Origin of the sequence: Methanobrevibacter sp., assembly GCF_045603845.1 — an archaeon.
In the GTDB taxonomy this organism is placed as follows: Archaea; Methanobacteriota; Methanobacteria; order Methanobacteriales; family Methanobacteriaceae; genus Methanocatella.
In genome coordinates this window covers 1-22,564 of record NZ_JAZUMY010000053.1, presented here as the reverse complement: position 1 = coordinate 22,564, position 22,564 = coordinate 1, and the positions used below count along the sequence as shown (strand labels likewise).

Sequence of the window (22,564 nt, the reverse complement as noted above, 5' to 3'; positions counted from 1 at the left end):
TCAAAATCAAGTGCACTGCATACCGGTGACCCGATTTTTACGATTTCGACATCCACTGCCTTATCTTTGATTTCAAGCAGCATAACTGTTCTGTCAGCAAGCCTAGGTACAATCGGGCTGCCAGGATTCAAGTGCAAAACTCCGTCCTTCTGCTCTATTTTTGGCTGGTGGGAGTGGCCTGAAACCAGTATGTCAACATCCAATTCCTTGGCCAGATAAATTAACTGGTCACTATCTGCTCTTGGATAAACTTCTCCGTGTATAACACCAATTTTTAAACCTTCCACTTCCACTACCTTTGCTTTCGGCAGATTAATTCCATTTGCCCTATCCATATTTCCCTGAACTGCCATAACAGGGGCAATTTCTTCAAGTTCCTCCAGAACTCCGGGGGAGGTCAAATCTCCTGCATGTAAGATTAATTCAACATTACTAAATGCTTCAATAACATTCTGGGGCAATATTCTCGCCCTATCAGGTATATGAGTGTCTGAAATTAAACCGATTAACATTCTATTCAATCCTTAATTATTCAAGTAAATATCTATTTGTCATTATATAAATAACAACTATTATAAATTGTTAGAAATATATTAATATATATCATTCTTTTAGGAGAAGATAAAATGGGAGAAGTTAAAAAGGAAGATATTTTAGATATTTTGGCTAATTATGACAAAAGTGAAATAACAATAGCCACTCTCGGAAGCCACACTTCTTTACATATTTTACAAGGTGCAAAGGAAGAAGGATTTAGAACCGCTATAGTTTGTCAAAAAGGAAGAGAAATTCCATATCAGAGATTTGATGTTGCAGACGAATACATCATAGTTGATGAATTCAAAGATATTGTCAACGAAGATGTACAGCAGAAACTCCGAGATATGAATGCAATTGTTATTCCTCATGGCTCTTTTGTTGCATATGCAGGTCTTGATAATGTGGAAGACAAATTCAATGTCCCGATGTTTGGAAACAGAGATGTGCTTCGATGGGAAGCTGAAAGGGACAAGGAAAGAGCATTGCTCGTTGAAGGTAATGTCCGTATTCCTTATAAATATGACAATCCATCTCAAATCGACAGGCCGGTAATGGTCAAGTTCCCTGGAGCAAGAGGAGGAAGAGGTTACTTTGTAGCATCATCTCCTGAAGAGTTCGATGCTAAAATTGACGCTATGAAATCCCGTGGATGGTTGGAAGATTCCGATGTGGAAGCAGCACACATTGAAGAATATGTTTCAGGCTGTAACTACTGTATACACTATTTCTACTCAGCATTGGAAGATAAAGTTGAACTGATGGGTATGGATACAAGATACGAATCCAGTATTGACGGTTTCGTAAGAATGCCTGCAAAAGATCAACTGGACATTGATTTAAGTCCTTCTTATGTTGTAACCGGTAATCACCCTGCTGTAATCAGAGAATCCTTACTTCCACAAGTGTTTGACATGGCTGATAAATTAGTTGAAAGCGCTAAAAAATTAGTCGAACCAGGATTAAACGGTCCGTTCTGTATGCAAACATTAGTCAATGATAATTTGGAAGTAATCTGTTTTGAAATCAGTGCAAGAACTGACGGTGGAACAAACACATTTATGGACGGTTCTCCTTACTCATACCTAACTTACGGCAAACCTATGAGTATGGGTAGAAGAATAGCTTTAGAAATTAAAAATGCGATTGAAAAAGAAGAGTTAGAAAAAATAATAACATAATTCAGTTATTATTTTTCTTTTTATTTTTATTTTTACCAATATTCTGTTTTTTCTCATATTCTGCTTTTGCTTTGACACGGTCTCTTTTAGCCCAAGCACCAACAAATCCTATTAATGCACCTATAAGAAGAATGAGTACTACCACACTAACGGTTCCGGTAGGTGATGTAAAGAATTCTCCGCTAAATTCTCCCAGTGCGCCTTGAAACATCAGGTATACGATTGGTGTAGAGGCCAATGCTCCGAGAATAGCACCATATTTTATATTGATTGCCGTGTATCCGACATATAATAATCCGACGGATGCGAAAAGGTATGCCCAGTCATATCCGTATGATCCAACTATTACCATTGCTGCTGATGCTGCAGCACCTATAATCAATGCTTTCCAGTCAATATCTCCTTTTATTGCCATATTTTTACCCCTTGTCTTTTGAAGAGATGAATCCTCCTACTGCTCCAGTAATTCCCATTACTATCGCATAATAAATTAATTGTTTTATGATTTCGATTAAACTTGCCGCACCGGACACGGTAAATCCAACAAGTCCTCCGAAAATGCCGGTTAGGCTTCCGCCAAATGTCACTATTAAAATAAATATTATTGCAGTTATTATTGTGCCTAAAGCACCTGCAACAGCAGCATTCCACAGACCATTCATTGCTCCCGAATGGGCAATATATCCCACTATGAATCCTACAACCAACAGTCCGATGAATTCATAATGCGGAATAAAAGATCTTACCATAACGGTTAATATGAAACCTATTATCACTGCACTCCATTTAGTCATTATTTCACCATCAATGAAATTATTTTTAAACAGGTTAATATATGTATTCCCATTTTAAATATTATTTGTGATTATTTTTTGCATAAAGTTAATAGATGTCAGATAATTTGTCTTTGATTTTTTCAAGTATCGCCAAATGCATTCTTTTGGTAAATTCTGCCCTGTCGTTCTGATTCAAGACATCAAGATAACCCTGCGATACTAAATTGAAAGCGAAAGGTGTTGGAATCACTGTATTTATTGTTTTTATTTCCATTTCTTCTGATGCAATCCATTCAATAACTTTTTGAGCATTTTCAACGTCCATATAATCTTCCAATGATTCCCTTTTGGCTTCTTTTAATATCGGGAAGTTTTCATCCATTTCCTGTACAAATTTAAGCAGTATTTTTCCCCGTACTTGCTGGCGGCCAACAGACTTTGATTCTCCTTTATATCGTCTGAGCGTCATCAGTGACCTTCCTGCACAGTGTCTGAATCTGCTTGCCAGAGTTTCTGTCTTTTCAAGGGACTGCGTAAGTATTGGCTTGAAGTTTTCCGGCGTCAATTCCTTAAATGATTCAAGTCCTCCAATTTTGCTGTCTGAGCTTAAGTAAAATCCATTGTCTGATATGGATATTGTCACATTCATGTTGTATCTTCTTGCCACCAGATAAGCTACTGCACGGGAGAGTGCATCATTCACCTTTCTTCCAAACAAAGTGTGGAATATTACAAAGCGTCTGTCACCAAAACCACGATAATATTCTATCAATAATTTCCTGTTGCTTGGAATTTGGGCATACTTGAACTGCTCAACAAAATATTCATATATGGAATTCGCAGCAAAATCGTCAACATAGAGATAATCGTATATGAATTCCATTATGTCTTCTTTGCTTCTTCTGTACTGAAACATTGAATCCATATGTGCCCTGAAGCGTTGTATGTCCATTGCCAAATCAAAGGAAAGTGGCAGCTGTTGTGAAAACCATGATGGAATTGTTGGAGGTCCGCTTGACGGACTGACATTAATTGTCATTCCCTTACCGTAATTGAATCTGTAGGTGTTTCCTCCCAAAACAAAGGTGTCTCCTTTCTTAAGCCTTTCCATAAATTCCGCTTCAATTTTACCTACAGTTTCGCCATCACATTTAACCAGAACTCCCGAACTGTCAGGTATTGTACCTATATTTGTTGAATAAAGCATTCTTGCCAGTTTTCCTCTTTTGCCGAATGTGTTTTCCTTGTAGTCAACCCATATTTTTGCATAAACGTATCTTTCTTCAAGTTCGCCATATTCTCCGGCCAAATAGCTTAAAACGTCTTCATAGTCGTCACGACTTAAGTCCTTATAGCAATAGCTTTTGCGGATAACGTCATATGCATAATCAATATCCCATGGATTTTCAATGCCCATTCCATAGATGTGCTGCGCCAGAACGTCCAGGCAGTTTGTAGGAATCTGAATTCTGTCAATCTTGCCTTCTTTGGCATTTTTTAAAAGAACGGAACATTCCACCAAGTCATCCCGGTCAGTCACAATGATTTTTCCGCGGGATTTTTCATGCAGCTTATGTCCGCTTCTGCCGATTCTTTGAAGAGCTCTTGACACGGATTTTGGCGAGTTAATAAGAACTACCAAATCAATATATCCAATATCTATCCCCAATTCAAGAGAAGTTGATGAAACGACCACTTTGAGTTTTCCTTCCTTCAGGTTGTTTTCGGTTTCCAGCCTAACCTCTTTTGATAGGGATGAATGGTGTGCCATTATGTTTTCGCTGTTGTAGTTCATCGGAAACATCTTTTTGAGATTGTAGACAAATCTTTCTGTTCCGCTACGGGTATTTGTAAAAATTAATGTTGTTTTGTTTTCCTGAATCAAATCATCAAGCAAACTGTATAGCCCTAAACGGGTGTCTTCCTCATCGGCTATTGTAATGTCGCTTACCGGACACATCACTTCCATGTCGAGCTCTTTTAAATAACTTATGTTGACTATGCTGCAGTTTCTTTCAACGCCATATTCGTATCCGACCAGAAATCTCGCCACTTCCTCAATGGGACTTACTGTGGCCGACAGCCCTATTCTTATGAAATTGCCAATCAGATGCTGCAATCTTTCAAGAGATAAGCTTAAATGAACACCTCTCTTGTTTTCCGCAAGGGAATGTATCTCATCAACGATTACGTATTTGACATGGCTTAATTTCTCTCTAAATTTAGGAGCTACAAGAAGAATCGAGAGTGTTTCGGGTGTTGTAATCAGGATGTGTGGCGGAACCTTAAGCATCTTCTGCCTCTGATACTGTGTTGTGTCTCCAGTTCTTACGGCCTTTCTGATGCCTAATTTCTTACCTGCGATTTTTTCTATTTCCTGCAGGGGTTCATCAAGGTTTTTCTCAATGTCATTGTCAAGCGCTTTCAATGGGGATATGTAAATGCAATATACCTTATCCTCAAGCATGCCCTTTTCGGATAATTCGGTAAGTTCGCTAATGACTGATAGGAATGCTGTCAGTGTTTTTCCGGAACCGGTTGGTGATGAAACCAACACATTATTCTTTTTATGGATTTCAACGATTGACTTTTTCTGAGCAGGAGTAAAATCATCAAATTTGGAGTCAAACCATTTTCTGACCCATGGATGGAGAGTTTTATAAATCTCTTTTTTTGAATAATTTTTAGTCTGCTCTTGAATCATTTTATCAGTTTTTCTTTGTCTTAAAGATTATATATTTACAAAATCTAATATTTTAATATATTAACATTAGAGGTTATATAAATGTCTAATTTCACAATGACTGAAGCGATTGAAAATCTTCAAAATGAAGATGTAAGTATTAGAAAAGAAGCTATTGAATCATTAATTGGCGTGACTGACGAAGCAGCTATCGATCCATTAATTGAAGCTACAACTGATGAAAATGCACAGGTTAGATTTAAAGCTGCTGAAATTTTAGGAAATATGGGAAATGTTGCATTTGACAGATTAGTTTCTAAATTCACATCTGAAAATGGAAAAAATAAAAGATTTTTAGCATTCGCTTTAAAAGAAACTAATAATGAAAAAGCTATTCCTCTATTTGCCGAAGCAGTAAGCGATGAAGACTTTGGTGTAAGAAAAGTGTCCATCCGTGCTTTAGGTGAACTTCAGGCTCACGATGAATTGGATACAATTGCCAAAGGTCTGGAAGATGAAGATTGGGGTGTGAAACTGGCAACAATCTATGCCTGTGCTGATTTAGCATCTGACGAATCCATTGCATTAATTAAAAAGGCAAGACGTGCAGAATCTGAAAAAGATTTCAAAAAATCTTGTAATAAAGCTATTAAAAAGGCCGAAAAAATTCAAAAGGCCAAAGCTGAGGGCAAGACAATATCCAGCACAATTCCTATGAAGACAATTAAGGAAATGGAAAAGACCAATCCTCAAAAGGCAATAAAAGAATATGAAAAATATGTTAATTCCGGAACTGATAAGGATGCTCCGTATAAAAGACTGGCGGTTTTATACAGGAAATTACATCAGGAAGAGAATGAAATAGCGGTCCTTGAAAAAGCAATTGATGTTTTATCTGAGAAAAAACCTGGAAAAGAAGATTGGTTTGTTAAAAGGCTAGATAAAATGAGATAATTATTTTTCGATTATTTCATACAAATCATTTCTTTTATTTTTTAAAACGGGAATTTCATTCCTGACTTTTTTTATTTCATCCAAATCTATTTCAATAATTTTTAACTCTTCGCCGAATCCTAACTGACAAATAACTTCTCCCCACGGATTTACAGCAATGGAATGGCCGTAACTGTGATAATCTGCATCTTCATTTAATGCAGTTGCAACGCCAACACAGAATACCTGATTGTCCAATGCTCTTGACCTGAACAGCAGTTCCCAATGGGCAGGTCCTGTCGTCATATTGAAGGCTCCAGGATAAAATAATATTTCAGCGCCTTTTTTAACATTGATTTGGGCTAATTGGGGAAATCTAACATCATAACATATTCCCATACCAATCTTGGAAAAATCTGTTTCGGCAACGGTAAATTCATTTCCTGGCGTTAACGTGTCTGATTCCTTAAAATAGATTCCGTCTTTAACATCAACATCAAAGAGATGCATTTTCCTATGCTTTGCAATAACATCTCCTTTTTTATCAAAGAGGTAACTGGTATTGTAAATTTTGGAATTTTCCTTTTCGGGTATTGATCCGGACAAAATATAGATTTCATATTTTTTGGCCAGTTTAGAAATTTTATCTAAAGTTGGACTTGAACTTTCTTCTTCAGCATATTCAACAAATTTGTCGTTTGAATAGGGACAATTGAACATTTCTGGAAGAACAACAAAATCAGAATCGAAACTAGCAGCTTCATTAATCATAGAAGTTGCTTTTGAAATATTTTCCTGCTTATTGTCAACTACATTCATTTGACATAAAGCTATCTTAATCTTACTCATATTATTCTTAAAAATTAAATTGAAAGTATGAAATGATTCATACTATTCAATATGTATAGATTGCAATACAGATTCAGTTTCATTAGATGTAACAGAATCTAATGTATTTCCATTAAATTTAAATACATATAAATTACCGTCAGATAATAATGACACGTATCTTGTAAAACTGCCGTCGTAGTTTTCTAAGACAACATCAGAAGTATTTTTTCCATCTAATTGAATTGTTTGAATTGTATTTATGTAATCTCCATTTTCTTGAGCAGAACTAATTCTTTGACTATTTATTTCATATATTGATGAAAATTCACTAGAAACAGTGTAATACTCAATAAAAGTACCATTACTACCTTCAAAGAAGATTGCATCTTCATGTAATTCATCGCTTCCATTGGTTTCACTCCATCCTGAAGGATATGAGAATGAAACGCCAGCGTTTGAATATTTTTGAGCTCCATCAATGCTAGTTGATGTTTCGGTAGCTGGTCCTGTAGCTATAATTATACCAATCACTATAATTGTTATAAGTAAAATGGCACCAATAACAAGTTTATTGTCTTTTAAAATTTGTAATGTACTTGGTTCATTTCCATTTTTATTAATTATTGGTCTGTCTTCGAAGATATCCTCTTCTCTAATAGCTTTTACTTTAGGTTTGGGAAATTTATATCCACAATTTCCACAAACGGGAGCACCATCATAACTAGGATTTCCACATTCAGGACATTTTTTCACAGATTAACCTCCATTAAAATTTAGATTTATTACTTATAATATTTAAAGTAAATGATTATAATATAATAATTAAAGATGTGATACAATGTCAGATGATAAAAAAATTAATGTTAACGATATAAATTATGCAATATATAAACTTGGAAATTGGAAAAATACATATGAAATTAATCAGATAGGTTTATCCAAAGAAATTCCAGTCACTAAACCAACAATAACTCATATTAAATTCAGTATGGATGAAATCAGAAAATCTCAATTCGATATTTCAAACAGGACTGTTAACGGTTTTGTAGCTATTGCATTTCAAATCAATCCTAAAATCCAGGAAATGGAACTGGATGATGTCATTGAACTTGAACAAAAAGAGTTTGATAATATAATTGATGAATTGGATAATTTGGTGTTATTGGATGAAGATTCAACCGTTGATATTGATGATGAAAATTATCTGATTTATAAGTTGGAAAAGGAATGTCACATGACAATTTCAATTCCGGCAAATGAGCATACTAAAAAATATTATGAAGATGAAATGAAAAGAATCGATGATGCAGTCTTGAATTAGAATGCATCCAATGTAATTTTTTTATCTCTTTTCAATTCACGAGGAGGTTCGACACTGACAAATTCTATGCCTTCCTCTTCAATTAATTCTCGGGCATCTTCCATTAATGATGGTGCTACGAGCAATCCTCTGATTTTCTTTTTTTGAGCTTTACATTCTCTTAAATAATCGTTTTCTTTATTTTCAAAATCTTCCAGATATCTTTTTAATTGTTTTACAGCACTAACTCCTGCTTTACGTGCTTTCAGCTCTAAAATCATCAGATTGCCATCATTGTCTTTACCTAAAATATCAATAAATCCGTGTTCCACACTGTATTCTCTGGTTTTTGGAGTAAATCCCTCTTCAATGATGTGAGGCCTTTTCATAATCATATCGCTCATGTCTTTTTCATATCCTGCCTGTTCAAGCTCTTCAAAGTCTTCAACATTGGCATAGTTGATGAATTGGATTTGTCTTATTTCAACACTCAATAACTCTTTTGGAGTTCTTCTGTGGCTTTCCAGAATAAGTCTGTCCCCTCTGAGATAACATCTGGTTTTTGATTTTGGAGGTTGCCAGTTTACAGGTTCTACTTTTTTGTCCTGATGGATTAAAAATGATCCGTCTGGCTTAATCAGTATTATGCGTTCTCCCCAATTCAGCTGACTTAAAGCACGTCCTTCATATTCCACTTTACAGCAGGCAAAAATAATTATTGTGGCTCTTTTACGCAATGCCTCTTCAACTAAATCATATGCATTTTCACTATCTGGTTTTTCAAGAATTCTATATTTCATTACTTTTTACATTGGTTAGATTGATTTAAATATTTTGTTTTTTAAAATTAATTTTAGAATTTAATTAATGGTGGGATTTAAAATTTGTGAAGATGAATATTTTGAACAAAAAAGAGAAACATATGTGATGGATTCATTTAAATTTACAAATGGTGAAGTCTTGAAAGATGTGACTGTTGAGTTTATGGCCTTCGGCAATCCTAAATATGATGGCAACACTATTACAAATGCCATTGTTTATTGTCATGGTTCTTTAGGCAATTTCACTTCCGTTAAAAAGATATTTCCTTTAAATTATGAAAATGATCCATTTGATGAGAATAAATATTTTTTCATATCAATTTCTGCTTTAGGGTCTCCAGGCTCTTGCAGCCCATCATCCACTAACTTAAAAAACAAATTTCCCAATTACACCATTGAAGATGTAGTAAATTTTCAAAAGCAATTTTTGTCTGAAAAATTTAATGTTGAACACGTTTTGGGCATAATAGGCAATTCAATGGGTGGTTTTGTTGCTTTGACATCAGCTATTTTATATCCTGATTTTGCTGATTTTATAATGCCTGGTGTAAGCAGCTATAAGGTTGCAGGCCACGATTATATATTGTCTAAATTTGTAGATGAAATCATCACTTCTGATGAAAATTACGAAAAAGGTATTTCAAATGATTCCATTAAAAGAACAATCCGACTGGCTAGTTTGGCGGAATATAATTTCGGTGTCTCCAAAGAGGCATTAAGGGCAACTCCAAAAGAGGAACTGTCCCGGAATTTCGAAGAGTTCGGTGATGAAAGTTTATTATTGGATGTATATGACATTAAATATTGCAATGAAGCCTGCATGAATTATGATGTCGAAAATGATTTAAATAAAATTAAAGCAAAGACATTCATTATTTCCTGTGCGCAGGATCCGCATTTTCCTCCGGAACTTGACGGAATTCCAATGTCTGAAATGATTGAAGATTCCAAAATTGTTATAATGGACTCTCAACTGGGCCATTTATGCTTCAATGAACTTGAAAATATTACTGATGAATTAAATGATTTTATGAAGGAGTTTGATGAGTAGATGATTGTTAAGATTACTGATTTTGATGAAAATGTTGAAATTCCATTCATTGATTACGATGTTGCCGGATTAACGGCAATGCAAATGAAATTTTTGGAAGAAAATTTGGATGAGGAAACTTCAATTGATGGGGACATTCTCAGGATAAGACTTTATTTTAAGGATATTTTCCCCTTTCAAAGTGAAGTGGCTAAAATAAGGCTTGATGACTTCATAGCTCGTGAAGAAATTGAAATGAATGTTTTCTTATCTGGTTTTTTGGAAGATATGTGAATATAATTCATATATTTTCAATATTTTTAAATGAATTTGATATTATTTCCATAAAAAATGTCTTTTCATATAAAACTATTTATATTGCTGTTCAACATATAAATAATTGATAATTATTGTGGTGGATTGGATGGATAGGGAGAGATATTTCTTAAAAAATGAACAATATTATATTCGGGAGTTTGAATTTACGGACGGCACAATTGTGGAAGATGCTGTTGTGGATTATGGAAGCATGGGAACTCCGAAATATGATGAAAATGGAAATATGATTAACGCAATCCTTTTTTGCCACAGTTTTTTTGATGATTATTCATCTATCCATGATTTTGATCAGATATTCGGCAGGGATAAATTATTCAATCAGGAGGATTATTTTATAATTTCCATCACTTCATTAGGCTTTTCACACTCATTTTCTCCATCTGTTTCAGGTTTAAAAAATGATTTTCCCCATTATGAAATGGAAGATTTAGTTAATTTTCAAAGACAATTCTTAAATGAAAGATTTCCAGAAATCAAAAAGATTAAAGGTATTTTAGGTTATTCCTTTGGAGGCACTATTGCTTTAGGATGGGCTATTCATTATCCTGATGATATGGAGTTTGTCATTCATTTTGCAAGTTCACATATAAATTCCGGTTTTAAATATGTTTTTTCAAAACTATCCACTAACATACTTGAAACTTCAATCCAACAAAATCAGCATGATGTTTATCACAAATCAATGTCTCAAGGATTAATACTGCTTTCACAGCTTTATTATTTATTGAGTTTTCCAATAAATTATATTTATTCATTATCTCCTGAGGAAATCGATGTCTCTTTAGAAAATTTCAGAGAGGAAAGTTTATTTAGAGATATCTTTGATATGAAAAGGGCAAATGAGTTTATGTTGTCTTTGGATTTATCTTCACAGTTGGATCAGATAAAATGCAGGCTTTTGGTCATTGGTGTTGAAAATAATAACCTTTCTGTTCCGATATATGATTCAATACCTATTCATGAGGCAGTTGACGGTTCCGAATATATCTTATTAGATGCTTCTGACGGGTATAAAGAAGCTAATTCCCTTTATAAAATTGAAAATGAAATCAGGGAATTTGTTGAAAAAAAGTAAAAAAAGAGATTTTGAGCTAGTAATAACTAACTATTTTGATGCGTCAAGCATATGCTGAACTGCTTTTAAAGATTTGCTTGCCACTTCATCAGGAACAGTAACTTCAGGAGCTTCATTTTCCAAAGCGTCTCTAACTTTTTCCAATGTATGAAGTTTCATTGTTTCACAGATTGCTCCTTCAAGCAAGGGATATAGTTTTTTTCCAGGAATTTCTGAATTTATTCTTGTAATCATATCGATTTCCGTTCCGATTACAAATTCTTCAGCATCGCTTTCAGCAATGAATTTCAGCATTCCTCCAGTTGACAGCACTTCATCACAGGCTTCCTGAACGTTCATATTACATTCAGGGTGGCAGATTATGATTGCATTAGGGTACTGTTCACGTTTAAGTTCAACATCTTCAACATGGAACAATTTGTGAACATAACAGTGTCCGCCTTTCGGTGTTGGGATAATTTCCTTGTCGATCTTTTTCTGAACATGGGCTCCCAGGTTATTGTCCGGTCCGAATAATATTTTTTCGTGGGGTAAACTTTCAGTTACTTTGACTGCATTGGCGGATGTGCATAATGTGTCTGCGTGCTGCTTTGCCTCAGCAATACTGTTTACATAAAGTATTACTCCCGCATCAGGATGTTCTTCGATTGATTTCAATAATTCTTCTTCAGGCAACATATGGGCCATTGGACATTCCGCATTTAAATCCGGAATGACTATTTTTTTGTCGGGATTCAATATGTATGCGGTTTCTGCCATAAAATCAACACCACAGAATACAACTAAATCCTTATCATCAATTTCAGATGCTTTTATACATAATTCCAATGAATCGCCTAAAAAATCAGCAATTTCCTGAATTTCTTTTGGCTGATAGTTGTGTGCAAGAATAATTGCATTTTTTTCCTCTTTCAATTTTTTAATTTCATCCTGAATGCTCATCATTTCACCTATTCGAAAATTCTCTTATTTTATTAGTAATTATTAATTTATCATCATCTTTATTATTATAGTCTTTTATCCAAAATGATACTTTAATGTTTGTTTCTTCAAAAGTTATACCTTTTGCATAAATCCTTGGTTTGGGATTGTCTAAAACGTCATCAAGCTGTTTAATTTCTTTGATTATATATTCATTAAATTCATCTAAATCAACATTCAATGGCAAACCTGCCAGGATGTTTATACGATACTTTTCCGGAGCTTTATATAATTTGAATAAGTTGTTTGTAAGTGTGGAATTAGGTATTGTGCTGATAATTCCGTCATCATCCTTAATTGTTGTGGTTCGCAAATGAATTATTTCAATTACTCCTTTCGTATTATTAATTTCGATTGTGTCCCCTACTTTAATGCTTTTGCCGATAATCAATATGATTCCTGAAAATAGGTTGGATATTATGTCTTTTGCTGCAAGGCTCACTGCAATACCTACAATACCTAAGCTTAATAGGGTACCGTATAAATTTATTCCAAACAAGCTTAAAATTTTCATCAACGCAATAAAATAAATGATGTATACGATAATATCTCTGATGAGGTATATTCCGGTCATATCCTCGTTGAAACGTTCAAATCTGTTCAAAATCTTTGTAATGATTCTAGCTATTATTGTTGTTATGATTATTATGGCGATAATCATCAATGTTGTTTCTATTGGGTTTGCCGGAAGGTTCATATTATAACTCCACTTTCATTAAATCTTTAGCGATTTTTGTATTTTCAAAGATTTCTTTAGCTTCTTTTAGCAGATCACTTATATCAACATATCTTGTGCTGATGTGTGTCAATATCAGTTCTTTGGAGTGTGATTGAAGCGCAATATTTGCAGCATCAGCCGAAGTGGAATGAGCATGCAGTTCTGCCTTGTCCCTGTCTTCAAGTTTATATGTTGATTCATGAATTAAAATACTTGAATCATGTGCAAATTCAATCATTTCTTCGCAGGGAATCGTATCTCCGGAATAAGTTATTTTATGGCCTTTTCTCGGAGGACCTAAAACCTGCTGGGGTTGTATGATTTCACCGTCAACTTCTACAGGAATTCCCTTATGGAGCTTTCCGAAAGCAGGGCCTTCCGGAACGCCTAATTCTATGGCTTTTTCACGGAGGAATCTTGGTTTTTTCAGCTCTTCAACAGAATAGGCCAAAGTCAACGTATTATGCTTCACTTTCTGTGCTTTGATTACATATTCCTCGTTTTCAATTATTGTTCCGGAATCAATTTCAATCCATTCCACTGGAAAGTCAAAATTAGGAAATCCAAGACATGCTATGGCCTGTCGCAGATTGTCAAGACCTCGGGGTCCATATATTGTTAATTTGCTTTCACGCCCTCTGAAGTTCATTGACTGCAGCAATCCTGGAATGCCCAATATATGGTCTCCATGGTAATGTGTGATGAAAATCTTTGAAATTTTCATAGGGCTTATTTTCGCATAAATCAACTGTCTTTGGGTTCCTTCACCGCAGTCGAATAGTATGGTCTCTCCAAAGGCTTTAAGGGCAATTGAAGGATGGCTTCTTGAATAAGAATGGACTGCAGATGAGGTTCCTAAAAATGTAATTTCCATAATTTAATCACTTATTTTATATTGTAATTTAAATATATATTTTAATCAATATATTAAATTTTTTAAGGTGATGATGTGGATAAAATACTGGAATATATGCTTGAAGAAGATGAAGGGTTTGGAGATGTGACTTCAAACAGCGTTATTGATGAATTGGATGAGGTTAATGCATATATCGTTTCAAAAGACGAAGGTATTTTGGCAGGAATCAATGTAGCTAAAGAACTGTTCGAATCTCGTAAAGTTCGTGTTCTCTTTCACTTAAGCGACGGGTGCGAAATAAAAAAAGGCGATTTGCTGATGTTTATTCATGGCAATGCCCGTGATATCTTATTGGTTGAGCGGACTGCTTTGAATTTATTGATGCGCATGAGTGGAGTTGCAAGCGCAGCTAATAAATATGTTAATCTGGTTAATGGTGATGTTATTATTGCAGGAACCCGTAAAACTCAGCCCGCCATAGGAAAATATGATAAAATGGCTTTAAAAATCGGCGGTGCCGATACTCACAGGTTTAGTCTGGATGACATGCTGTTAATTAAGGACAATCATATTGCAGTTGTCGGATCTCCGCTGGATGCTCTTAAAAAGGCACAGAAAAATGCAAGCTTTTCTAAAAAAATCGAGATTGAAGTTGAAACTCTTGAAGATGCAATAGCATGTGTTGAAAACAAAGCGGATATTGTCATGTTGGATAATATGGACTACGGGAAAGTAAGTGACGTTTTGGATGAACTTGAAAAAAGAGGAATACGTCAAAATTCATTAATTGAAATTTCCGGAGGAATCAATGAGGACAATATTGGAGATTATATCGGACTGGGCGTTGATATCATTTCCATCGGAGGATTGACTCATTCTTCCAGAAGCCTGGATTTCAGTTTAAAAATAGACAAATGATTATCTGATTTTATCCCCTGTCATTTTTTCTTCCTCTTCAATTAGCATCCTTTCAATTTCCCCATTTTCCAGACGTTTGATTGCATCATCAATTTCATATTTCAATTCACTTAATTCATCCAATTCCTTTTTCCATTCACTATCTTCTGTTAATCTTAAGTTTTCCCATCTTGAATAATCAATGTCGACATCTATTTCATTATTTTTTATATTTTCAAGTGTTGAGAAATATTCCTCCTGGATTTCTTTTCTTGTAGCTATTAACTGTTCATATTTGTTGATGATATTTTCTAACTGATAGGACATTAACTTAAACCGTTCACTATCATAGTCAATTTTCATTTTTCGAAAGTCATCTAGAACTTTTGTTAAATTTTCATCCATTTTTTGTCTCCAATCATAAAAGTGTGTTAATGGTTTGTCATGTGTATGTTATGAGTGTGTTAAGTGATATATATCAATTAGTATTCATTTTATATATTAATATTTATGTGTGAGAGTGAAGAATTTCTGGAATTGGTGGCGTATGTTCGTGCATCAAATCGCAGAATGGACATTATCAAATTTCTTAGTTATGATTTAAAAACGCCTAAGGAGATTGGGAATGAATTAAATATTCGTACCAATCATATTTCTAATCTTTTGGCGGATTTAAGAAAACGTGACCTTGTTGTCTGTGTAACGCCAAATGTTCATAAGGGCAGGCTATATAAATTGACGGATAACGGCAACAAGGTTCTCAATTATTTATAATATTTTTTCAATACAGCTCTTTTTTAACATTCTTTTTTCAAAAAACAAACTTTTAATAATATTGTAAAAGATATATAATAGAGATAGATAATTATTATATTATTTTTTATACAATGGTGATTTAATGGTAAAAATAGCTAAATTAGCTTTGGAAGATGGAACTGTTATAAAAGGAGAAGGATTTGGTTATGAGACGACTAAATTAGGAGAGCTTGTTTTTTCAACAGGTATGGGTGGTTATACCGAATCTTTGACTGATCCGTCTTTTAAAGGAGAGATATTGATGTCCACTTATCCTTTGGAAGGAAATCATGGGGTAAGTGAAGACTGGTATCAATCTGATAAGATTCAGGTTGAAGGTTTCGTTTGTCGTGAAGTTTGTCGTGAATTATCCAATTTCGGACCTCAAAAAACTTTGGATGAATTTTTAAAAGAATTTAAAACTCCCGGTATCAGTGGAATTGATACAAGAGATTTGACTTTAAAAATCCGTGAAAGAGGTTCTCTTAAAGCAGCCATTACTACTGAAGACATAGCTGATGATAAATTAATCGAAATGGCTAAATCACAGCCAAGTATTGAAGACAGGGATGTCGTGCCTGAAGTTTCAACAAAAGAAATAAAGATTTTTAATGAAGATGCTGATAAAAAAGTCGCATTAATTGATTGTGGTGTTAAAAGAAACATTATTAACTCATTTTTGGAAAGGGATATTGGAGTAATATTATTCCCGTATGACACTGATTACAAAACTATTTTAGATTACTCTCCAAGCGGTCTGATGATCACCTCCGGACCTGGAAATCCGGACAGAGTAACAGAAACGATTGAAACCATGAAAAAACTATCCAACAGATTACCAATTTTCGGTATCTGTATGGGTCAGCAGTTAATCGCAAAATCTTTTGGAGCTAAATCTTATAAGATGAAATTTGGACACAGGGGAGAAAATCAGCCTGTAAAAGATTTGAACACCGGAAAAGTGTTTATCACATCACAAAATCATGGGTTTACAATCGACAAGGAATCATTGAAAGAAACTGACTTGGTTTTAACCCAAATTAACTTAAATGATGGAACTCCTGAAGGTATTTCCCATAAGGAATTGCCACTGCATTGTATACAGTACCATCCTGAAGCAGGACCTGGTCCAAATGATACAAGAAGCATTTTTGACGAATTTAATCAAATGATGGAAGATTACTAATTAATTAAAAGAGGATTGCATATGCCAGTAGATAAAGATATTAAAAAAGTATTAATTATTGGTTCTGGACCTATTCAAATCGGACAGGCTGCTGAGTTCGATTATTCTGGATCACAAGCATGTAAATCACTAAGGGAAGAGGGTATTGAGACAGTTCTTGTAAACAGTAATCCGGCTACTATTCAAACAGATATTGACATGGCAGATACTGTTTATACCGAACCGTTGACTCCGGAAATTGTTGCTAAAATTATTAAGGAAGAAGAAGTTGATGCTATTTTACCAACCATGGGTGGACAAACCGGATTAAATATAGCAACAGGTCTTGGAGATTTAGGATTATTGGAAGGAATCAAAGTTTTAGGTTCTGATGTTCAAACCATTAAGGATGTGGAAGACAGGGACTTGTTCGCCAATCTTATGGAAGAAATCGGTGAGGAAATTCCAAAATGTCAGGCTGTTGAAAGTGTTGATGATGCACTTAAGGCCGTTGAAGAGATTGGTTATCCTGTTATTGTAAGGCCTGCATTCACTTTAGGCGGAACTGGTGGGGGAATTGCCCATAATGAAAAAGAATTGATTGAAATTGCTAACCACGGTTTGGATATGAGTTTCATCAATCAGGTTCTCATTGACGAATCAGTTCTCGGTTGGAAGGAAATAGAATTTGAAGTAATGAGGGATAAGGAAGATACCTGTATAATTGTCTGTACAATGGAAAACATCGATCCTATGGGTATTCACACAGGAGACAGTGTTGTTGTCGCTCCGATTCAAAACTTATGTGATGAAACAATTCAAAAAATGCGTGATGCATCAATTAAAATCATAAGAGCATTAGGTATTCGTGGAGGATGTAACATTCAGTTCGCTTTAAACCCGGAAACTGATGAATATAAGGTAATTGAAGTAAACCCTCGTGTATCAAGAAGCAGTGCGCTTGCATCCAAGGCCACAGGTTATCCGATTGCAAAAATCTCCTCCAAAGTTGCATTGGGAATGACTCTGGATGAAATCAGAAATGACATTACCAAAGACACGCCTGCTTCATTTGAACCTGCTATCGATTATGTGGTCGTTAAAATCCCAAGATGGCCATTTGACAAATTCAAAGGAATAAGCCGGGAAGTTGGAGTTCAGATGAAAGCGACTGGTGAAGTAATGGCTATCGGAAGAACCTTTGAAGAAGCATTCCAAAAAGCACTCAGATCATTGGATATGGGATTTGACGGCTTTGAATATGTTGAATACACTGAAGAAGACTTGGCTAATCCGACGGATATTATTTATTTCCAAATTTATTCCGCCATTAAAGATGGAATGGATTTGGATAAGATTCAAAAATTAACTAACATTGATAAATTCTTCCTATACAAAATCAGAAACATCGTAAACTTCGAAAATGAAGTCACTGCAGATAAGTTGGATGATGAAGCATACTTGAGAAAGGCTAAACAGATTGGCTGTTCCAATAAAAGATTAGCTGAATTATCCGGCCAGACTGAAGAGTATATCCGAAATTTACTTTCCAGATATAACATTAAACAATCTTATAAAATGGTAGATACCTGTGCTGCTGAGTTTGAAGCTAAAACTCCTTATTACTACAGCAGCTATGATATTGGAAATGAACTCACATCAACAACTAAGAAAAAAGTTGTTATATTGGGTGCAGGTCCAATCAGAATCGGTCAGGGTATTGAATTTGATTACTGCTGTGTACACTCCTCATTGGCTTTAAAAGAGGATGGAATTGAAACAATATTGATCAACAACAACCCTGAAACCGTAAGTACTGATTATGACATTTCAGACAAACTGTTCTTCGAACCGATTACCTTTGAGGATGTAATGGGCGTAATCGACCAGGAAAAACCTGACGGCGTTATCGTTCAGTTCGGTGGCCAGACATCAATTAACCTGGCTGTGCCTTTGGCAAATGCAGGAGTAAAAATCTTGGGAACTCCATATGAAAGCATTGACAGGGTAGAGGACAGGGAATTGTTCGCTGAACTTTTAGAAAAACTGCATATTCATCAGGCTCCTTACGGAACAGCTAATTCATTTGAGGAAGCTCGTGAAATTGCAGAAAAAATCACATTTCCTGTATTGGTACGTCCTTCATACGTTATCGGTGGAAGGGCAATGGAAATAGTTTATGATAACAATGAGCTTGAGGAATATATGAAGGAAGCGGTTAAGGTTTCCCCGGAACACCCAATTCTCGTTGATAAATTCCTGGAAGATGCAATCGAATTGGATGTTGATATTCTATGTGACGGCGAAGACGTATTCATTGCAGGAATCATGGAACACATTGAAGAAGCTGGAGTTCACTCAGGAGACTCTGCATGTGTAATTCCGCCGCAAACTATTCCTGCACATATCCTGGATACCATTCGTGAAAATTCAAGAAAATTGGCATTGGAACTTGATGTCAAAGGTCTGATGAACATTCAATATGCAGTTAAACTTGATGAGGAAATGGTCTATATCATTGAAGCAAACCCTCGTGCAAGTAGAACTGTTCCATTTGTAAGCAAAGCTATTGGTGTACCATTGGCTAAAGTCGCTACATGGATTATGAATGGCGCTAAACTCAAGGACTTCAATCTGACTAAAGAAATCAAGATTGATCATGTTGCAGTAAAAGAGTCAGTATTCCCATTCCTGAAACTGCCTGAATCAGACACTGTTTTAGGTCCTGAAATGAAATCCACTGGTGAAAGTATAGGTATAGATGAAAGCTTTGGAATGGCATTTTACAAATCTCAACTTTCAGCAGGTATGGATTTACCTAAAGAAGGAAAAATATTCATCAGTGTAAAAGAGGACGATAAGAAAAAAATCAGGCCTATTGCAGAAAAGGCAGCAACACTTGGTTTTGAACTTGTTGCAACATCAGGAACAGCTGATGCAACCTGCCTTGACACTGTTGAAAAGGTCAAAAAAGTATCTCAGGGTTCCCCTAACATCAGGGATTCAATCCTAAACAAAGAAATCGATTTGATTATTAACACTTCAGAAGGTAAACAGTCAGCTCAGGACGGTTATATCATTAGACGTTTAGCTATTGAGCTAGGTATTCCTTATGTTACCACATTGGCTGGTGCAAGGGCTGCTTTAAATGCTATTGAAGCTGTACAAAATAATAAAATCAATGTAAAATCATTAAACGACTATGTTGGTGAAGAATAATTATTCTTCACTAATATTCTCTTTTTTAGTTTGAATATAAGTATTCTTTTATGTTAATTCCGCATGAAGGACATTCTTCCTGGTTAATTTTCAGTTTGCTTCTGCAGTTAGGGCAATAGTTAAGTTTAACTTCATATTCTTTTGTCAGGTCAATTTTCCTGTTCATTTCAATTCTTATTGTAACCTTTTGTTTAAGGGCATTTTCGTCCCAATCGTTTTCCATCAGAATCTTTTTGTAGTAAAATGCCTCTGTCATTGAAGCATAATATCCAAAAATATTTTCTCCCTTTTGGATATAAAATCCTCTCTTTTTGTGGTCAAAAAGGATTTCCCCTTCACGTTCTTTTTTGTTGACTTTTATTCCTTTGATTCTTCCTTTTGACCTCTTTTCGGGAAATGGTGGCAGGGTCATATTTTCATATTTGTTTTCAAGGTCGCATTCCACAAGCAGATCATAGTCAAAATTACAGTAAAACAGTGCATCTCTTTCGTATAATGCATCGGATAATTTTTTAAACTCCCCATAATCCTTATTGTTATATTTTATACGGAATACGTCTCCGCTTTTAACAATATTTCTGTAAAAATATCTTATTTCCTGAGAGTTAATTTTAATCATCCTCATAAATTTGGTATGATTATAATATATAACTAGTATCTAATAAATTTTTAATTGAGATGTAAAAAAAGAAAAAATAAGTTTTAAAAACTTATTTAATTGGTTATGGTGATTTTATTTGAGATGTAGCATTCATTATGTCCTGAAGTTATGATATATTCGCCAGGTATTAAGTTTATATTTAATTTGGCCATGCCGTTGTTGTCTGTTGTACGGTTATATAGTACTCCATTAATATTGAATGATACTGTGGCATTGGATAATGCTTTGCCTTCTCCGTCAACTAATTTTGCTTTGAAATGTTCTTGTGTACCGTATTTTTTGGTTAAATCATCAGCAGATAGTATTGGTTTTACTTTGATGTTGTTGGATACTTTACATCCTTTGTAGTCTGCAGTGATTGTGTAGTCTCCTGCTTGCAGATTGATGTTGAGTTTTGCGTGTCCTGTTTCGTTGGTTGTTCTGTTGTAGAATACTCCGTTGATGTTGAATGTTACTGTTTCGTTTGCTTTTGCTGGGTTTCCTTCGTCATCTAGGACTTTTATTATGTATTGTGAGCCGTTTCTGTAGTATTTTTCCAAATCGTAATTTTCCACTATTGTTGGCAGGACTTTGACATTGTTTGAAACTTCACAGTTTTTATAATTTGCAGTGATGACATACTCTCCAGGGTTTAGATTGATGTTGAGTTTTGCGTGTCCTGTTTCGTTGGTTGTTCTGTTGTAGAATACTCCGTTGATGTTGAATGTTACTGTTTCGTTTGCTTTTGCTGGGTTTCCTTCGTCATCTAGGACTTTTATTATGTATTGTGAGTTGTTTCTGTAGTATTTTTCCAAATCGTAATTTTCCACAATTCTTGGTAGGACTGTGATTGTGTTGTTTTTGCTTTCTCCGGTTTTTGGATTGATTGATTGTATTGTGTAATTTCCCGGCTTAAGATTAATATCTATTCTGGCAACACCTTCTGAATCTGTTGTTCTTTTGTATTCTTTTCCATTTATTTTAAAAGTAATTTTTCTATCTTTTAAAGGAGAAATGGCATCTATAAATTTTGCTTCAAATTTAGATGAATTTTTTTCTATTTTTCTCAAATCTTCAGATATTATGCTACCGCTATTACCTCCTTTAAATATGCAATTTATAATGGATAGATTTTCACTATTGTTGGTTGAATAAATTTGAGATATGTAGTATAAACCTGATTTAATAAATGTTGAATTATTTATTAAAACATTATTGGACTCATTAATTAATAGATTAATCTTAATAGGGTTAGTAGAATTAAATAATGAATTAAAAATTCTTATATTATTGGTTTTATTCAATTCCATTGCATTTATAAATTTCGTATTTTCATTGTTTATAATTTTTATTCCATTAATGATTGATCCGTCACTTCCAGGGATTAAAGTAATCATTGAATTAATTAATTTGTCATTTGAAGTTTTTGGCATTAATGTTAAATTTTTATCAATTATGATTTTTTTATCAGTTAAATTTCCTATTATGAGGGTATCTCCATTTGTAATATTCGTATCTTCATTTATTCTTCCGGTGCTTGTGTTAAAATATATATCGTAACTTATTTCATCTATTTCATATGTGTTTTCGGAAAGTAAAGCATTATTTTCTTGTAATGAATCTTCATTTGCACTTACAGCACTAATTGCCAAAATAAATATTAATGCCGTAATAAATAATTTTTCTAAACTCATTTTCAATCCTCCGATATTATTTATTTAATAAGATTATTTATATTTTATCATTGAAGTGTATAGTTTATTATAAACTTGATGTAAAAATATGGT

23 protein-coding genes are annotated in these 22,564 nt (G+C 34.4%); 10 read left to right on the top strand and 13 right to left on the bottom strand.

The annotated features are described in order from the left end of the window. A partial coding sequence (locus ACKI2W_RS04645; protein ID WP_407379722.1) for a metallophosphoesterase occupies positions 1 to 521 on the bottom strand: 521 nt, incomplete at its 3' end. Between the two features lie 105 nt (positions 522 to 626). Here ACKI2W_RS04645 and ACKI2W_RS04640 point away from each other — a divergent pair. Further along, positions 627 to 1,718 (top strand): formate--phosphoribosylaminoimidazolecarboxamide ligase, encoded by a 1,092-nt coding sequence (locus ACKI2W_RS04640; protein ID WP_407379720.1) that lies wholly within the window; start codon positions 627 to 629, stop codon positions 1,716 to 1,718. 1 nt (position 1,719) lies between these two features. Here ACKI2W_RS04640 and ACKI2W_RS04635 read toward each other — a convergent pair whose 3' ends face one another. From ACKI2W_RS04635 to ACKI2W_RS04625, 3 genes are all read right to left on the bottom strand, one after another. Continuing rightward, entirely contained in the window at positions 1,720 to 2,133 is a 414-nt protein-coding gene (locus tag ACKI2W_RS04635) for a hypothetical protein (RefSeq protein WP_407379718.1), read from the bottom strand. A gap of 4 nt (positions 2,134 to 2,137) precedes the next feature. After that, entirely contained in the window at positions 2,138 to 2,512 is a 375-nt protein-coding gene (locus ACKI2W_RS04630) for a DUF5518 domain-containing protein (protein WP_407379716.1), read from the bottom strand. Positions 2,513 to 2,600: 88 nt separating this feature from the next. After that, complete coding sequence (locus tag ACKI2W_RS04625; RefSeq protein WP_407379714.1) at positions 2,601 to 5,198, bottom strand: ATP-dependent helicase; 2,598 nt, start codon at positions 5,196 to 5,198, stop codon at positions 2,601 to 2,603. Positions 5,199 to 5,279: 81 nt separating this feature from the next. Between ACKI2W_RS04625 and ACKI2W_RS04620 the strand changes: the two genes are divergently transcribed. Next, entirely contained in the window at positions 5,280 to 6,131 is an 852-nt protein-coding gene (locus ACKI2W_RS04620) for a HEAT repeat domain-containing protein (protein ID WP_407379712.1), read from the top strand. Here ACKI2W_RS04620 and ACKI2W_RS04615 read toward each other — a convergent pair whose 3' ends face one another. Next, complete coding sequence (locus tag ACKI2W_RS04615; protein WP_407379710.1) at positions 6,132 to 6,959, bottom strand: carbon-nitrogen hydrolase family protein; 828 nt, start codon at positions 6,957 to 6,959, stop codon at positions 6,132 to 6,134. A 42-nt stretch (positions 6,960 to 7,001) separates the two neighbouring features. Then, the gene (locus ACKI2W_RS04610; protein ID WP_407379708.1) at positions 7,002 to 7,694 is read right to left on the bottom strand and encodes a zinc ribbon domain-containing protein; all 693 of its coding nucleotides are present in this window, start codon (positions 7,692 to 7,694) and stop codon (positions 7,002 to 7,004) included. A gap of 85 nt (positions 7,695 to 7,779) precedes the next feature. Here ACKI2W_RS04610 and ACKI2W_RS04605 point away from each other — a divergent pair, with 85 nt between their 5' ends. After that, on the top strand, positions 7,780 to 8,262 hold the full coding sequence (locus tag ACKI2W_RS04605) for a hypothetical protein (protein ID WP_407379706.1): 483 nt from the start codon (positions 7,780 to 7,782) through the stop codon (positions 8,260 to 8,262). Here ACKI2W_RS04605 and nucS read toward each other — a convergent pair. Next, a complete protein-coding gene (nucS, locus tag ACKI2W_RS04600) occupies positions 8,259 to 9,041 on the bottom strand; it encodes an endonuclease NucS (RefSeq protein WP_407379704.1) in 783 nt (260 codons plus the stop codon). The genes ACKI2W_RS04605 and nucS overlap by 4 nt on opposite strands. Before the next feature lie 67 nt (positions 9,042 to 9,108). Here nucS and ACKI2W_RS04595 point away from each other — a divergent pair, with 67 nt between their 5' ends. The 3 genes from ACKI2W_RS04595 to ACKI2W_RS04585 all read left to right on the top strand — a co-directional run bounded on the left by ACKI2W_RS04595 (position 9,109) and on the right by ACKI2W_RS04585 (position 11,506). After that, positions 9,109 to 10,113 carry an alpha/beta fold hydrolase gene (locus ACKI2W_RS04595; protein WP_407379702.1) on the top strand — a complete coding sequence of 335 codons (1,005 nt, stop codon included), beginning with the start codon at positions 9,109 to 9,111 and terminating at the stop codon, positions 10,111 to 10,113. Then, complete coding sequence (locus ACKI2W_RS04590) at positions 10,114 to 10,386, top strand: DUF5750 family protein (protein ID WP_407379700.1); 273 nt, start codon at positions 10,114 to 10,116, stop codon at positions 10,384 to 10,386. 130 nt (positions 10,387 to 10,516) lie between these two features. Continuing rightward, positions 10,517 to 11,506 (top strand): alpha/beta fold hydrolase, encoded by a 990-nt coding sequence (locus tag ACKI2W_RS04585; RefSeq protein WP_407379698.1) that lies wholly within the window; start codon positions 10,517 to 10,519, stop codon positions 11,504 to 11,506. 30 nt (positions 11,507 to 11,536) lie between these two features. On the opposite strand, the gene nadA is transcribed toward ACKI2W_RS04585, so the two are convergent. The 3 genes from nadA to rnz are packed head-to-tail and all read right to left on the bottom strand — an operon-like array spanning position 11,537 to position 14,079. Then, positions 11,537 to 12,451 (bottom strand): quinolinate synthase NadA, encoded by a 915-nt coding sequence (gene nadA / locus ACKI2W_RS04580; RefSeq protein ID WP_407379696.1) that lies wholly within the window; start codon positions 12,449 to 12,451, stop codon positions 11,537 to 11,539. Between the two features lies 1 nt (position 12,452). Beyond that, entirely contained in the window at positions 12,453 to 13,184 is a 732-nt protein-coding gene (locus ACKI2W_RS04575; RefSeq protein WP_407379694.1) for a mechanosensitive ion channel family protein, read from the bottom strand. 1 nt (position 13,185) lies between these two features. Further along, positions 13,186 to 14,079: a ribonuclease Z gene (gene rnz / locus ACKI2W_RS04570; protein WP_407379692.1), complete on the bottom strand. Its 894-nt coding sequence runs from the start codon at positions 14,077 to 14,079 to the stop codon at positions 13,186 to 13,188. Positions 14,080 to 14,154: 75 nt separating this feature from the next. Here rnz and nadC point away from each other — a divergent pair, with 75 nt between their 5' ends. Next, positions 14,155 to 14,979 (top strand): carboxylating nicotinate-nucleotide diphosphorylase, encoded by an 825-nt coding sequence (gene nadC, locus ACKI2W_RS04565; RefSeq protein ID WP_407379690.1) that lies wholly within the window; start codon positions 14,155 to 14,157, stop codon positions 14,977 to 14,979. Here the strand turns inward: nadC and ACKI2W_RS04560 are convergent, their stop codons facing one another. Next, a complete protein-coding gene (locus ACKI2W_RS04560) occupies positions 14,980 to 15,363 on the bottom strand; it encodes a hypothetical protein (protein ID WP_407379688.1) in 384 nt (127 codons plus the stop codon). Positions 15,364 to 15,468: 105 nt separating this feature from the next. Between ACKI2W_RS04560 and ACKI2W_RS04555 the strand changes: the two genes are divergently transcribed. The 3 genes from ACKI2W_RS04555 to carB all read left to right on the top strand — a co-directional run bounded on the left by ACKI2W_RS04555 (position 15,469) and on the right by carB (position 20,137). Beyond that, complete coding sequence (locus tag ACKI2W_RS04555; RefSeq protein ID WP_407379686.1) at positions 15,469 to 15,732, top strand: MarR family transcriptional regulator; 264 nt, start codon at positions 15,469 to 15,471, stop codon at positions 15,730 to 15,732. A gap of 124 nt (positions 15,733 to 15,856) precedes the next feature. Then, complete coding sequence (gene carA / locus ACKI2W_RS04550) at positions 15,857 to 16,939, top strand: glutamine-hydrolyzing carbamoyl-phosphate synthase small subunit (protein ID WP_407379684.1); 1,083 nt, start codon at positions 15,857 to 15,859, stop codon at positions 16,937 to 16,939. 21 nt (positions 16,940 to 16,960) lie between these two features. Then, entirely contained in the window at positions 16,961 to 20,137 is a 3,177-nt protein-coding gene (gene carB / locus ACKI2W_RS04545) for a carbamoyl-phosphate synthase large subunit (protein ID WP_407379682.1), read from the top strand. A gap of 25 nt (positions 20,138 to 20,162) precedes the next feature. Here the strand turns inward: carB and ACKI2W_RS04540 are convergent, their stop codons facing one another. Together ACKI2W_RS04540 and ACKI2W_RS04535 are read right to left on the bottom strand one after the other, a co-directional pair. Then, complete coding sequence (locus ACKI2W_RS04540) at positions 20,163 to 20,756, bottom strand: zinc ribbon domain-containing protein (protein ID WP_407379680.1); 594 nt, start codon at positions 20,754 to 20,756, stop codon at positions 20,163 to 20,165. Between the two features lie 95 nt (positions 20,757 to 20,851). Beyond that, positions 20,852 to 22,471 (bottom strand): hypothetical protein, encoded by a 1,620-nt coding sequence (locus tag ACKI2W_RS04535; protein WP_407379678.1) that lies wholly within the window; start codon positions 22,469 to 22,471, stop codon positions 20,852 to 20,854. Positions 22,472 to 22,564 lie beyond the last annotated feature (93 nt).

Excerpts from the sequence above, each read along its gene's own strand:
- ACKI2W_RS04640 (WP_407379720.1), top strand. The coding sequence starts at position 627 with ATGGGAGAAGTTAAAAAGGAAGATATTTTAGATATTTTGGCTAATTAT.
- ACKI2W_RS04635 (WP_407379718.1), bottom strand. The coding sequence starts at position 2,133 with ATGGCAATAAAAGGAGATATTGACTGGAAAGCATTGATTATAGGTGCT.
- ACKI2W_RS04630 (WP_407379716.1), bottom strand. The coding sequence starts at position 2,512 with ATGACTAAATGGAGTGCAGTGATAATAGGTTTCATATTAACCGTTATG.
- ACKI2W_RS04625 (WP_407379714.1), bottom strand. The coding sequence starts at position 5,198 with ATGATTCAAGAGCAGACTAAAAATTATTCAAAAAAAGAGATTTATAAA.
- ACKI2W_RS04620 (WP_407379712.1), top strand. The coding sequence starts at position 5,280 with ATGTCTAATTTCACAATGACTGAAGCGATTGAAAATCTTCAAAATGAA.
- ACKI2W_RS04615 (WP_407379710.1), bottom strand. The coding sequence starts at position 6,959 with ATGAGTAAGATTAAGATAGCTTTATGTCAAATGAATGTAGTTGACAAT.
- ACKI2W_RS04605 (WP_407379706.1), top strand. The coding sequence starts at position 7,780 with ATGTCAGATGATAAAAAAATTAATGTTAACGATATAAATTATGCAATA.
- nucS (WP_407379704.1), bottom strand. The coding sequence starts at position 9,041 with ATGAAATATAGAATTCTTGAAAAACCAGATAGTGAAAATGCATATGAT.
- ACKI2W_RS04595 (WP_407379702.1), top strand. The coding sequence starts at position 9,109 with ATGGTGGGATTTAAAATTTGTGAAGATGAATATTTTGAACAAAAAAGA.
- ACKI2W_RS04590 (WP_407379700.1), top strand. The coding sequence starts at position 10,114 with ATGATTGTTAAGATTACTGATTTTGATGAAAATGTTGAAATTCCATTC.
- ACKI2W_RS04585 (WP_407379698.1), top strand. The coding sequence starts at position 10,517 with ATGGATAGGGAGAGATATTTCTTAAAAAATGAACAATATTATATTCGG.
- nadA (WP_407379696.1), bottom strand. The coding sequence starts at position 12,451 with ATGATGAGCATTCAGGATGAAATTAAAAAATTGAAAGAGGAAAAAAAT.
- ACKI2W_RS04575 (WP_407379694.1), bottom strand. The coding sequence starts at position 13,184 with ATGAACCTTCCGGCAAACCCAATAGAAACAACATTGATGATTATCGCC.
- rnz (WP_407379692.1), bottom strand. The coding sequence starts at position 14,079 with ATGGAAATTACATTTTTAGGAACCTCATCTGCAGTCCATTCTTATTCA.
- ACKI2W_RS04560 (WP_407379688.1), bottom strand. The coding sequence starts at position 15,363 with ATGGATGAAAATTTAACAAAAGTTCTAGATGACTTTCGAAAAATGAAA.
- ACKI2W_RS04555 (WP_407379686.1), top strand. The coding sequence starts at position 15,469 with ATGTGTGAGAGTGAAGAATTTCTGGAATTGGTGGCGTATGTTCGTGCA.
- carA (WP_407379684.1), top strand. The coding sequence starts at position 15,857 with ATGGTAAAAATAGCTAAATTAGCTTTGGAAGATGGAACTGTTATAAAA.
- carB (WP_407379682.1), top strand. The coding sequence starts at position 16,961 with ATGCCAGTAGATAAAGATATTAAAAAAGTATTAATTATTGGTTCTGGA.
- ACKI2W_RS04540 (WP_407379680.1), bottom strand. The coding sequence starts at position 20,756 with ATGATTAAAATTAACTCTCAGGAAATAAGATATTTTTACAGAAATATT.
- ACKI2W_RS04535 (WP_407379678.1), bottom strand. The coding sequence starts at position 22,471 with ATGAGTTTAGAAAAATTATTTATTACGGCATTAATATTTATTTTGGCA.